The 11,739-nt window shown below is 60.7% G+C and carries 14 protein-coding genes; 4 read left to right on the top strand and 10 right to left on the bottom strand.

Features of this window, described 5'->3' with window-relative positions:
- The 3 genes from ABSE61_RS29575 to ABSE61_RS29565 form a co-directional block, all read right to left on the bottom strand.
- The coding region (locus tag ABSE61_RS29575; RefSeq protein ID WP_423874707.1) for a hypothetical protein at nt 1–235 on the bottom strand (235 nt) is incomplete at its 3' end.
- A gap of 234 nt (nt 236–469) precedes the next feature.
- On the bottom strand, nt 470–676 hold the full coding sequence (locus ABSE61_RS29570; protein WP_423874706.1) for an ATP-dependent Clp protease adaptor ClpS: 207 nt from the start codon (nt 674–676) through the stop codon (nt 470–472).
- A 17-nt stretch (nt 677–693) separates the two neighbouring features.
- Nucleotides 694–1,461 carry a cyclase family protein gene (locus ABSE61_RS29565; RefSeq protein WP_423874705.1) on the bottom strand — a complete coding sequence of 256 codons (768 nt, stop codon included), beginning with the start codon at nt 1,459–1,461 and terminating at the stop codon, nt 694–696.
- Between the two features lie 173 nt (nt 1,462–1,634).
- Here ABSE61_RS29565 and ABSE61_RS29560 point away from each other — a divergent pair, with 173 nt between their 5' ends.
- Nucleotides 1,635–2,327, top strand: coding sequence for an SGNH/GDSL hydrolase family protein (locus ABSE61_RS29560; RefSeq protein WP_423874704.1), 693 nt, complete (start codon nt 1,635–1,637; stop codon nt 2,325–2,327).
- Complete coding sequence (locus ABSE61_RS29555; RefSeq protein ID WP_423874703.1) at nt 2,312–3,466, top strand: acyltransferase family protein; 1,155 nt, start codon at nt 2,312–2,314, stop codon at nt 3,464–3,466. The genes ABSE61_RS29560 and ABSE61_RS29555 overlap by 16 nt, the downstream gene beginning before the upstream one ends.
- Here the strand turns inward: ABSE61_RS29555 and ABSE61_RS29550 are convergent.
- Together ABSE61_RS29550 and ABSE61_RS29545 are read right to left on the bottom strand one after the other, a co-directional pair.
- A complete protein-coding gene (locus ABSE61_RS29550) occupies nt 3,444–4,442 on the bottom strand; it encodes an alpha/beta hydrolase (RefSeq protein ID WP_423874702.1) in 999 nt (332 codons plus the stop codon). The two genes, ABSE61_RS29555 and ABSE61_RS29550, sit on opposite strands and share 23 nt — an antisense overlap.
- A 71-nt stretch (nt 4,443–4,513) precedes the next feature.
- Nucleotides 4,514–5,770, bottom strand: coding sequence for a lactonase family protein (locus ABSE61_RS29545; protein ID WP_423874701.1), 1,257 nt, complete (start codon nt 5,768–5,770; stop codon nt 4,514–4,516).
- 334 nt (nt 5,771–6,104) lie between these two features.
- On the opposite strand from ABSE61_RS29545, the gene ABSE61_RS29540 reads away from it, so the two are divergent.
- Entirely contained in the window at nt 6,105–6,353 is a 249-nt protein-coding gene (locus ABSE61_RS29540) for a hypothetical protein (protein ID WP_423874700.1), read from the top strand.
- 8 nt (nt 6,354–6,361) lie between these two features.
- On the opposite strand, the gene ABSE61_RS29535 is transcribed toward ABSE61_RS29540, so the two are convergent.
- Both ABSE61_RS29535 and ABSE61_RS29530 read right to left on the bottom strand, forming a co-directional pair.
- Nucleotides 6,362–6,568 (bottom strand): hypothetical protein, encoded by a 207-nt coding sequence (locus ABSE61_RS29535; protein ID WP_423874699.1) that lies wholly within the window; start codon nt 6,566–6,568, stop codon nt 6,362–6,364.
- 11 nt (nt 6,569–6,579) lie between these two features.
- On the bottom strand, nt 6,580–6,825 hold the full coding sequence (locus tag ABSE61_RS29530) for a hypothetical protein (RefSeq protein ID WP_423874698.1): 246 nt from the start codon (nt 6,823–6,825) through the stop codon (nt 6,580–6,582).
- A gap of 260 nt (nt 6,826–7,085) precedes the next feature.
- Between ABSE61_RS29530 and ABSE61_RS29525 the strand changes: the two genes are divergently transcribed.
- Nucleotides 7,086–8,627, top strand: a complete 1,542-nt coding sequence (locus ABSE61_RS29525; protein ID WP_423874697.1) for a M28 family peptidase — start codon at nt 7,086–7,088, stop codon at nt 8,625–8,627.
- Between the two features lie 9 nt (nt 8,628–8,636).
- On the opposite strand, the gene ABSE61_RS29520 is transcribed toward ABSE61_RS29525, so the two are convergent.
- The 3 genes from ABSE61_RS29520 to dctP form a co-directional block, all read right to left on the bottom strand.
- On the bottom strand, nt 8,637–9,926 hold the full coding sequence (locus tag ABSE61_RS29520) for a TRAP transporter large permease (RefSeq protein WP_423874696.1): 1,290 nt from the start codon (nt 9,924–9,926) through the stop codon (nt 8,637–8,639).
- A 17-nt stretch (nt 9,927–9,943) separates the two neighbouring features.
- Nucleotides 9,944–10,459: a TRAP transporter small permease gene (locus ABSE61_RS29515; RefSeq protein WP_423874695.1), complete on the bottom strand. Its 516-nt coding sequence runs from the start codon at nt 10,457–10,459 to the stop codon at nt 9,944–9,946.
- Nucleotides 10,460–10,603: 144 nt separating this feature from the next.
- Complete coding sequence (gene dctP, locus ABSE61_RS29510) at nt 10,604–11,605, bottom strand: TRAP transporter substrate-binding protein DctP (protein WP_423874694.1); 1,002 nt, start codon at nt 11,603–11,605, stop codon at nt 10,604–10,606.
- Between the last annotated feature and the right edge of the window lie 134 nt (nt 11,606–11,739).

The raw sequence follows: 11,739 nt of genomic DNA, 5'->3' as shown, positions 1-11,739 counted from the left end.
GGCAGACGCGCGCGTCGCCGATCGGAACCAGATCGTCGCACAGGGGATGTTTGCCGAGGTTGAGCACCGACCGCAGAGATACGGTTCCGCAGACCTCGCAGCGGTGTATCTCGCGCAGTCCCGCATGATCCGGGGATTGTTTCTTCTGCGGCTCAGCATGCCGCCGCGCGGTCCGCAATTCGATCAAGCGGGCGGATTGCCGAGTCACGCGATCCAGGTAAGCGGCTGTCTTCATGGTGTTGGCGCCGTTGCGAGAGGTCTTGGGTTACGAACGCGACGCCTTACGATACGGAAAACGCGGCTACTGCCGGTGGCCGGCAGGCGATATCGGCGATTGCCGCCTCTGCCTGGGCGCAAACGCCACAACACGGCTAGACCAGCGCCCACTCTGGTGGGTCCGCGTTAACAATCTTTTAACGACGTTTGATTTTGGGCCTGTTTTGGGCGCTTCGCGGGGCAGCCGCCGGCGTCAGTTCGCCTCTTCGAGGGTGCAATTGAGCGGATGGCCATGTTTGGCCGCAAGCGCCAGGATGTTGGATACCCTTCTTTCAGCTTCGTCGCGCTCGCAGCTGCCGCAGACCGCCTTGCCCTCGTGGTGGATGCGAAGCATGAGCTTATTGGCTTCGTCAAAGTCGAGGTCAAAAAAATCCTGCAACACTGTCACGACGAAATCCATTGGAGTTACGTCGTCGTTCAAAAGCAGGATGTTGCAAACCGAGCTGCGGAGGCGCGTTCGATCTTCACCGGAAAGCAGGAAACCATGAAGCCGGTTGGCGGCAGGCTCTCCAGATTGTGCAGCTTCTCGATGTGGCAATAGCCGATGTGACGTCCCGCTTTGTGACCTTCCCAGATCAGGCTGGCATCCTTGGTTTCGGCATATTTCTTCGCGGTGAAGACAAACGGCGCGTCCCAGCTCCAGCCGTCGATGCCGGTCAGCCGCACGCCGCGCTCGAGCAGATACATCGTCGCCTCGTATCCCATGCCGCAGCCGGAATTGACGAAGTCTTGTTGGCCGTATTTGACGCCGGCTGAGGTATTGACCACGACGATTTCGAGCGGCGAGAGCGTATGTCCGATGCGCTTGAGTTCAGCCTCGACATCTTTGGCGGTCACGACATAGCCATCGGGAAAATGCCGGAAGTCGAGTTTGACGCCGGGCTGAAAACACCATTCCAGCGGCACTTCCTCGATGGTCCAGGCGCGCTCACCCCGGTTCATGGTCGGATGGTAGTGATAGGGCGCGTCCAGGTGGGTGCCGTTATGGGTCGAGAGCTGCACCGTCTCCATCGCCCAGCCCTGAGCGTCTGGCAGATCCTGCGCCTTCAGGCCCGGAAAGAATCCGAGCATGCGCGGCAGGCTCTGCTGGTGATCATGATACTCGATGCGCGGGTTGATGCCGGGCGGATCGGCCGGCACGTCGTTCTGCAGCGGCACCGAGATATCGATCAGTTTTCGCGCCATGGCGCTCCCTCGCTTCTTTTGGGCTTGTGCATTGTGAGAACGACAGGGCCGCACCTGTCAAGCTTTACAGGTTGGGGCGCGATTGAGGCCAAGTCGGGATTTTCGGCGAATGATATTTTAAGACTCCGCCCGCTATTTTAGCGCTTTGCGCCAGTTCCTTGGATGAAAACGCTGTGAGAACGCGCGGAATCACCAAAGCGAATGTCCAATACTCCGTGCTGGCGGTCCTTGCGATCGCAGCACTCGCGGCGGGCATTTCATATTTTCGCAAAGATGTTGCCGAGTCCCATCGGCACGCCCGTCTGGCCGTTCTGTACTACACGTTCAGCCGCTTCGACGCGCCGATCATCATTCTTGGCGACAGCATCACGGAAGCCTCGACGCTACCGCGTTCGCTCTGCGATCACCCGATCGTCAATGCCGGCTTCAACGGCGCCTCGACGACAAGCGATCTCGGCACCTGGCTGCTCGAGGCGCTCGACGGCCGCCGCGCCGCCGCCATCCTCGTTGCGCTCGGCACCAACGACGCGCTGCCGGCGCATAGCGCGCAGGCGTTCGAGGCGAACTATGCATCGCTGCTCGCACAGCTCAAAACGGTGACCGACCATCTTGCCGTGCTCGGCATTCCCGCCATCGAGATGCGCGGGCGCGTGACGGCGGAAATGCGCAACGAGGCGATGGGCCGTATCGACGCCCTTAACGCCATTCTGCCTGCTGTGGCCGAGAAAGCCGGCGCGGCCTTCGTCGCATTGCCGCCGATGCCGACGCCACATACGATTGACGCCGTCCATCTCGATGCCGCCGGTTACGCGGTGTGGGATGCCGCGGTGCTGAAGTGGATGTCGGGCACATGCAGCACCCGCTAGCGCCACCGGCTTCAAAACCGATTGCCGGCGAGGAAACCAACAAGCTCCTCGGGCTGGAAGTCCTGCGCTTTCTCACGGCCTTTGCCATTCTCGTCTTCCATTATCGCCACTTCTTCTTCGTGGCCGACAAGCCGATCGGGCTGGTGACCGAGCGCCTGCCGCTCTACGGCCTGCTGCGGCCGTTTCACGATTCAGGCGCGTTTGGCGTCTGGGTGTTCTGGTGCATCAGCGGATTCATTTTCTTCTGGAAATACCGCGAGCCCATCGCCACGCGCGCCGTCGGTGGCTGGCAATTCTTTACGCTGCGGTTCTCGCGGCTTTATCCGCTGCATCTGGTGACGCTGCTCGTTGTCGCGCTGTTGCAGTCGGTCTATTTCAACCTGTACGGATGTTTCTTCGTCTATCAGAACAACGATGTCTGGCACTTTCTCACCCAGTTCTTGATGGTGAGCGATTGGGGCGTGGCGCAGAGCCAGAGTTTCGACGGGCCGATCTGGTCGGTCTCGGTCGAAGTGCTGGTCTATCTGTTGTTCTTCGTAATGCTTCGCCTGACGCGATCGGCATGGTTGAATGTCGTGATTGTCGCGGCGTGCCTCGACGCGGGATTTCGGGGCGTGGCCTGGCAGGTCGTCTATTGTCTGGCGTTCTTCTATATCGGCGGGCTTGCGGCAATAGTGCGGCGTGCCGTCAGCGAATCGCGCTGTCGGACGATGATCGAAGCCGGCGCCTGGCTCGCCGCAGCCGTGATCCCGCCGGCTGTCATCCATGCGGTGGGTGACCAACTCGACCACATCAGCTTCCCGCTGTTTTTGGGCACTACGCCGCTTCTGCTGTTTTGCCTGTCGCGCAAGATCACCGTGCCGGGCTGGATGCAGGCGACGATCGTCGCGGCCGGCAACATGACCTATTCGAGCTATCTCCTGCACTTTCCGATCCAGCTCGTGATCGTGCTTTGCTTTGCGCTCGCGAAGCGTCCCGTTCCCGTCTATAGCGGCGCGTTGTTGTCAGTCTATCTGCTCACGACGCTGTTGTTGTCTTATTTCACTTTCCGTTTCTTCGAGGCACCGGCGCAGCGGTTTATTCGTGGCGCCTTTCGCCGCTCGCCTCGTGGCGCGCTCAGGCAAGCTTCATCAGCTTGAGCGCGGCGAGGCCGTTCGGGCCGTAGGGATTGCCGATACTCTCGCACATCTCGAAATGGTTGAAGTCCGGCGCTTCCAGAAGCTCTACCGGTTTGCCGGCGGCTTTGACCGCGGCGGCGAACTCGCGTGACTGGCGCTGGAATTCCGGCGTCTCGAAGGTGCCGTAGGTCACGGTGACGGGCGCGCGCAACATCTCGATGTGCCGGATCGTACTCAACGAGTGCTCCATGTCGTCATCGAACTTGACGTAATTGCTGCGGGCCGAAAGCCGCGCCGGTTTCAGGTCATACATGCCGCTCATCAGCAGGCCGCCGGTGATCATGTCGGCTGGCAGGGCAAAATCCTTCTGCCAGTCGGTGACCATGGCGACGCCGGCGAGGTGGCTGCCGGAAGAGTGACCGCCGATGTAAAAGCGTTTGGTATCGCCACCAAAGCTCGCGGCATTCTTGTAGGTCCAGGCGATGCCGCGGCGGACCTGATCGGCCATCGGCCGCAGATCGCCGCCCGCGGCGTTGACCGCAATGAAATCGAGCACGACCAGGTTGACGCCGGCATTGACGAAGAGGTCGGCGGCGTAAGCGTAATCCCTGGCGCTGCCGTAGAGCCACCTTCCGCCGTGGACGTACACGAAAATCGGCGCGTTGGCGTTGCGCGCCGGAAAGACGTCGAGGCCTTCGATCGGGGTCGGCCCATAGGCAAATCGTTTGGGCGCGCCGAGCCGTTTTCGTGTGGTCTCGCTGGAGGAGGCAAAGCGCTTGTTGAACTGGCTGATCATCGGCGCATAGACGGCCTGGTCATAGGCCGCATCGAGCTCGACCTGATCGAGATCCATCCAGACCTTGGGCCCTTTCTCATGCGGCGGCGGCCCGACCCGGCATTCCTCCGCCAGCGCAGGCGTGGCGGCCATCGCGGCGGCCGTGCCGAGCAGGGAACGGCGCGTGATCAGGCTGGGACGGCTGGTAGAGCGTTCGGACATGATTTCCTCAAGACGCGGGTAGATGGGCAGTCGTGCCGAACGCCAAGCAAAGCTCAGGCCAGTGCGTTGTATCAGGACGCCAGTGTGACCATGCCGGCCCAGAATTGCTGTTTCTGTTCTGTGGCTTCGTTGTCATATTTGCGGGCAAAGGTGAGCTTGCCGTCATTGCCGACGCGGTAGAGCACGAGGCCCGCCGGCAACGTCGTGACGGTGTTGCCGTCGCGCACAGCGATCGCCCACAGCGGTGCGGCGATCAGAAGCTTTCCGCTCGGATCGAGGTTGAACGTCCGCAGGTAATTGCCGTGACCGTCGGCGTTCTGGATCAGCGTCGGCTCGCCGGTGGTCTGATTGATGGAGTAGACCGCGACTGAATTCTCGCCGCCGGTAAAAACCTTCTTGCCCTCGAAGTCGCTCGTCCACCACGCGCGGTTGGCGAGATAGACAAAACGGCCGTCCGGGCTGACATGAATGGCGCCGGCGGCTTGCCGCAGTTTCGAATTGGCGTCGGCGAGTGTGTTCTTGACGAACAGCGGGTCGCGCGACAGGCCGGCCGCATCGTCGAGCTTGTAGACGGCGAGCTGGTTCTGGCTCTCGATCGACACATACACCCAGGGCTTCTTCGGATGAAAGTCGAGATGCCGCGGTCCGAAATGCATACCGTCGCCGGGCGCGATCGCCGCCAGATTCGTCAGCACGCCGTCCTTGAAGGCGAAGGTCTTGATCGAGCCTGGATCGACGTGGTTGTCCGACGGCGCGTTGTTGCCACGCGTAATCAGGATGACATGCTTGTTGTCCGGCGTGACGCGGATTTGATGCGCAAAGATGCCGGTGTCGAGCTTGTTCGGCTGTTCGACGCGATCGCCGATGGTGCCGTCGGCGTTGATGCGATGCACCGTCAGGCTGGACGGATTGTTGTAGGCGATCAGCAGAAAATGGCCTGAATGATCGACACTGGTGTGGATCGGCCGGGTGGCGAGCTTCACCGTTTCGCCGTGCGGCTTGAGTGCGCCGGTTTTCGGATCGATCGCAAACGCATTGGCGACATGCGTGCTGCCGGTGACATCGCCTGCGGCGGGTCCGCCGCTCGAGGAGACCACATAGAGATATCGTTTTGAGGGGTGCGGCCAGGCATACTGAATGTTGGCCGCCGTCGATACCGGGGCCTGCTTGGACAGTTCAGCCTTGTCGACATCGACGCTGTAAGGCGTCAGTTCCGGCCCGACTGCCGAATAGAACACGTTTTTGGATGTCATGGTTTTACCGAAAGCGAGGGTGGGAGCGGCGAGTGAGCCTGCAAGCAGCGCGGTGAACGTTCGACGATCGACCATCAGAAAACCTCCCACGATTTATTGTTATGGGATGGCCCATAGCAAAAGGCCGAAATCGGCGCGATCAAAATCACGCGCGACAGGTCAGCGTTGCGTCGGCGCCGGTCGGCCGGACGGTTTGCGATGCGGTGCACAATAGGCTGCAAGCCAGATCCACGGCCGCGGATCAAACAAGCTTCGCGCGCCATCAGGTCACCGGCGATGCTGCCGCGCGAACGCCGCCGGGGTCTATTGACGGCATCTGGCCTCGCGTAAGGCTTTCGTTAACCATTTTTAAGCAATTGGCGGGCGAGATTGGAGGCGTGGATTCTTCTCAAACAGAAGGTCGGATGACATGACTGAGCCCGACGTTTTGAGTAGCGAAATCGGTGTCTTGATGGCGCTTCAGCGGGAGGCCTGGCGCGAGCTCGCAAGCCCCGAACTCACCCAGTTCGACCGCCGCGAGATCCGCAACCGAATCCGGCAAAGCGAGGTCGATTTGCGGGGTTTCCTGAACATGCGCTCCGAGCGCCTGCGCTTTCAGCCGCGCCCGGCCGAGGCCCCGGTCGACAGCCTCGCCACGATCAATTTCCGGTTCTTTTAAAGCTTCAACTAGAACTCGAATTCGCCGGTCGATTGCCGCGCCAAGGCGCGCAGGTCGGCGACCGTCCCGCGCACGGCGTTGCAGCGCCGGCAATAGACGCTGGCGCCGTCCAGCGCGTTGGCGGGATCGATCGGCTTGATCGATAAATTCCCGCAGACCTCGCAGACGATCTTCAGTCCCGGCTGCGTTTCACATGGATGGTCGGTCAGGTTCATCGCATCTCACCTCAGCCCATGATCGCTGATGCAAAGATGCTGACGGTCGCAAACTTCATTGCGAGGCGGCTGTATTCCCGCTTCACACCGATGGCGACCAAGAACGCATCGAGTTGATCGCGCGCTTCCGCAACGGCGGTCCTGCGGCCCTGGATATAGGGTCCGTACAGCACGTCGCTTTGACGTTCGATGAGTTTTGCGGTCAGCGTGACCGCCAAAAACACCAATGTCGGGTAGATCAGAATTTCGATGGTCATGTTTGGCCCCCGCCGTTTTTTCTTCCCACCGGGGACGAATCTACGCCTGAGCTTTTAAGGCTCGGGCCGAAGGCTCAACGGCAATTGATTGATCGGATTAGGAAAGCCTAAACCATCATCTTGAGGCTTAACTTCAACATCGACGCGTGCAGCGCGGCAGAAAATCGGTTGCCGTTGCGGGGCAGCCCTTGCCGAAAAGCGCTTCAACCGGTGCCACGCCGCCTGTATCGAAGGATGATCTGGCGGGGAGCGCGATGGTCATGAAGAAGTTCGTTGTTGCGGCGATGTTGTTGGTGGGCGCGGTCGGGCCATGTTTTGCCCAGGCGCAGACCGAAGGATTGACCAAGGATACCTCGGCCCCGCCGGTCAAGAAACTTTACGAAGACGATCTGCGCCTGCCGGATGATGCGGGAAAATTGTTCCTGCCCGACGACGCCTATCTGCGATGGCCGCTGCCGCCGGGCGAGGAGGCCTATGCCGACATCGACGGCCTGGCGATGAAAAAGCAGATCCCCGAGATCACCGCGATCTCGCGCAAGAGCCGCGATGACGGCAATCAGTTCTGGGGCCGGATCGCCGGCATGCCGTCGGACCGGATGATTCAGGATTGGGTCGCCGGACAGTTCAAGGCGATCGGATTGGAGCAGGTGAGGCGGCAGGACATCGACATGTCGCCATTGTGGTATCCGAATTCGTGGGAGGCGAGCCTGGTCGTAGGCAACGCGGTCACCCCGCTCAAGACCACGTTTCCGATCACCGACACGGTCGGCACCGGTAACAAGACGATCGAAGCTCAGGCCGTCTGGCTCGGGCTCGGCACGCCGGCCGATTTCAGAGATCGCGACGTCCGCGGCAAGGCCGTGGTTCTCTACAGCAACCCGACGCCGGGCGGCCGCGATCATTTCGCGCGCTGGAGCGGCTCGATGATGCGCGCCAACAAAGCGGGTGCGGCGATGGTGCTGATCGTCATGGACATTCCCGGCAATATCACGACCGAGCCGGAGGCGGGCGCGGGCACCACGGTGCCGACGCTGACCATCAGCATGAAGGAAGGCACCTCGATCCGCGAGGCCATCGAGGCCGGCAAGGATGTCACGTTAAGGCTGCGCGCGGACATCGAACGCAAGAGCGGGTTGAAGACGGCGAATGTCTGGGGCGTGCTGCCGGGCATGAGCGACGAAAACATCCTGATCATGGCGCACACCGATGCGATGTTCGACGGCGCGCTCGATAACGCGTCCGGCATCGCGATGCTGCTCGGTATCGCCCGTCATTATGCGGCTTTGCCCAAGGAACAGCGCCGGCGCACCATCACTTTCGTCACCACGCCCGATCACCATCACGGCGCTTCGGGCATCAGGTGGATCAGCCAGAACATGCGCGATTTTCTCGACAAGACCGCGCTGATCGTCAATTGCGAGCATCCCTCGCAAACGCAGACCTATCGCCTTGGCTCCGGCATCATGACCTCAACGGAGATGAGCGCGCGCCGCTGGTTCGTCGGCGGCAGCGAGGCGCTGCGGAGGGTGGTGTTGAGCTCGATGAAGGAATTCGGCGTTGCGGTTTATGCGCGGCCAGAGGGAAGGCCGGGCGGCGAGCTTCAGCATATCTATACGCGCGCGCCCGGTTTCCACGTCATCGACCACATCTTCTATCATTCGGACGCCGATACGATCGACCTCGTGCCGGCCTGGGGGATCGAGGCGGTGGGGCGCGCCTATCTCAAGGTCATCGATACCGCGAACAAGATGGAGATCAGCGAACTCGCAGGTCCCCGAACCACCGGCGAGTCAGCGAAGTAAGCGTATCTGTTACCGCAGCACGTGCCGCGGCAGCCACAGCGAGATTTCCGGAAGGTACGTAACCAGCATCAGCACGAAAAACATCACGCCGTAGAACGGCCAGATCTTCCGCATCACCTGTTCGATCGTCACCTTGCCGACCGCGCAGCCGACGAACAGGATCGCGCCGACCGGCGGATGGCACAACCCGATGCCGAGATTAAGCAGCATGATCATCCCGAAATGGACGGGATCGACGCCGAAGTTCTGCATAACTGGCAGCAGGATGGGTGTGGCGATCAGGATCGACGGCGCCATGTCGACCAGCGTGCCGAGCACCAGCAGCAGAATATTGATCAAAAACAGGATGACGTATTTGTTGTCCGAGATCGACAGGAAGAACGCCGTCATCTTGGCCGGCATCTGCGTCAGCGCCATCACATAGCCGACGCTGGAGGCGCAGGCGATCAGCGTCAGCACCATCGCGACCGTGCGCAGCGTCCGGTGCAGCAGCACCGGCAGGTCGCGCCATTTGTAGTCGCGGTAGACGAACATGGTGACGAAGAATGCCCAGATGCAGGCGACGGCGCCGGCTTCGATCGCGGTGAAGATGCCGCCGAGAATGCCGCCCAGAATGATCACGAGCGTGATGAGGCCCCAGGCGGCATCGATCGTGATGCGCACCGCGTCCTTGGCCGCCACGGTCTGGCCGCGCGGATGGTTGTCGCGATAGGCGAACACAAGACAAAGGACGATCAGCGAGAAGCCGAGCAATAATCCAGGAAAGACGCCGGCCATGAACAACGCACTGATCGAAATCGTGCCGCCGGTCGCGAGCGAATACAAAACCGCATTGTGGCTCGGAGGAACCAGGAGCGCCTGAACCGAGGAGGTGATGGTCAGATTAGTGGCGAACACCCGTGGAAACCCGGCTTTCTCCATTTGCGGGATCATCACCGAGCCGATCGCTGAGGTGTCGGCCACGGCAGAGCCGGAAATGCCGGACAGAAACGTCGTGGCGAGCACGTTGACGACGGAAAGGCCGCCGCGCACGCGCGTGAATCCGACCAGCACGTCGGCAAACGCAACCAGACGTTTCGCCATGCCGCCTTCCGCCATGATCGCGCCGGCGAGTACGAAGAATGGAATCGTCAGCATCGCGACCTTGCTGACGCCGTCGGAAATTTTCAGCATCACCGCTTCCAAGGGAATGCCGATCGACCAGGCTCCGGCGATCGCGGCAAAGGCCAGCGAGTAGGCGATCGGCATGCCGATCACGAAGCAGAAGATCATGGTGGCGAGAAGAACGAAAATATCCATGGACGGTGCTCTCTCGCTTATTCGAAGGGGGCAACTTCGTGATGAGCGGGAATCGGATCGGGTGGAATCCCCAACCAGATCCGCTCAACGATGAACAGGAGCAGGCACAGGCCACCGATCGGAATCGGCAAATAGGTGACGCCGACCGACAGGAACGGGAAATCGGCGATCGTGTTGTGCCAGGTCACCTCGACGAGGCTTTCGCCCCACACGATCATGAACAGCGCAATCAGCGCCATCAGGATCTGGACCAGAAGTTCGAGCAGCTTGCGAAAAGGCTGCGGTAACTGATCGGCGAAATAGCCGACGTTCATGTGCAGGTTCAGCCGATAGGCCGCGGCCGCGCCGATAAAGGTCAGAACGATGGTCAGGAGCACCGCGAGCGGCTCCGGCCAGGAGGCCGCGCTGTTGAGCACGTAGCGCGTGAATACCGCCCAGGGGATGATCGCCGAGATCAGCACCAGCGCGGTGCAGCCGACGATCACGCATAGGAGATAGAGGGCGTCCATCGCGCGGCGGAATGTGGCTGCCATGGCGTTACGCTGCCTCCGTTATCGAATTCAGACCGACCAATGTCGAGTTTTTGAAAATGTCATTGCGAGGAGCGGAGCAATCCAGAAGCCGGGGCTGATTTCGGCTGGTTTGCTTCGTCACCTACGCTCCTCGCAATGACGGGATCACGCAATGCCCTGAATGCGTTTGATCATGTCCTGGTATTTCGGACCGTATTTGTCCCAGACCGGTTTAACCGCGTTCTGGAACGGCGTCTTGTCGGCGATCTCGATGATCTGGCTGCCGGCGGCCTTGGCCTTTTCCATCGCCTTCTGTTCGTATTGATTCCAGTATTCGCGTTCTTCGAGCTGGGCTTCGCGGGCGAATTTCTTGATCAGGTTCTGGTCGCCGGCCGACAGCGTGTTCCAGATCCGCTTCGAGAACACGAGCATCTCCGGAATGATCAGGTGCTCGGTCAGCGTGACGTATTTGGCCGCCGTGTAGTGATTGGAGAAGACGTAGCTCGGCATGTTGTTCTCGGCACCGTCGATCACGCCGGTCTGCAGCGCGCTGAACACCTGGTCATAGCCCATCGAGATGCCGTTGCCGCCGAGCGAATTCATCATGTCGACGAAAATCGGATTGCCGATGACGCGGAATTTCAGTCCCTTGACGTCCTCGATCGATTTGATCGGGTGCTTGGTGTTGTAAAGACTGCGCGCGCCGGAATCCATCCAGCACAGCGCGACGAGGTTGGCGTTCGGACTTGCGGTGATCTTGTCGAGCAATTCCTGGCCGATCGGCCCATCCATCATCTTGTTAGCATGCGCGGTGTTCTTGAACAGGAACGGCATGTTGATGACGTTGATGTCGTCGACGATAGGCCCCATCGTGCCGACGCTGACGCGCGAGATCTGGATCGCGCCGATCTGCGTCTGTTCGATGGTTTCCTTTTCGCCGCCGAGCTGCATCGACGGATACATCTGGATCGACAGCCGGCCTTGCGTCGCCTCAGAAAGTTTCTTGCCGAGGTTTTCGGTGGCGGCGACCGTCGGATAGCCCGGAGGCTGGACGTCGGAGGCCTTGAACACCGCCTTGGTCTGCGCGTTCGCTGCAAACGGCACGCCGCCTGCCAAACCTGCGGCGCCCAAGCTAACGCCAAGCTTCATGAAATCGCGACGCTTCATCGCTCTCCTCCCGGTGGTGTTCAGTGCGCGGTCTTTTGCTGACCTGTTTTCTTGATTTGGTGTTGTAGACGAGCCGCCCACGGCCGGACAAATCCGAAATCGACGTCTCGTGGATTTGCCGGCTCGCCGGGGCT

It is taken from the genome of Bradyrhizobium sp. (assembly GCF_049519115.1).
In the GTDB taxonomy this organism is placed as follows: domain Bacteria; phylum Pseudomonadota; class Alphaproteobacteria; order Rhizobiales; family Xanthobacteraceae; genus Bradyrhizobium.
The sequence above is the reverse complement of the archived record's forward strand: the minus strand, read 5'-3'. Positions and strand labels throughout refer to the sequence as shown.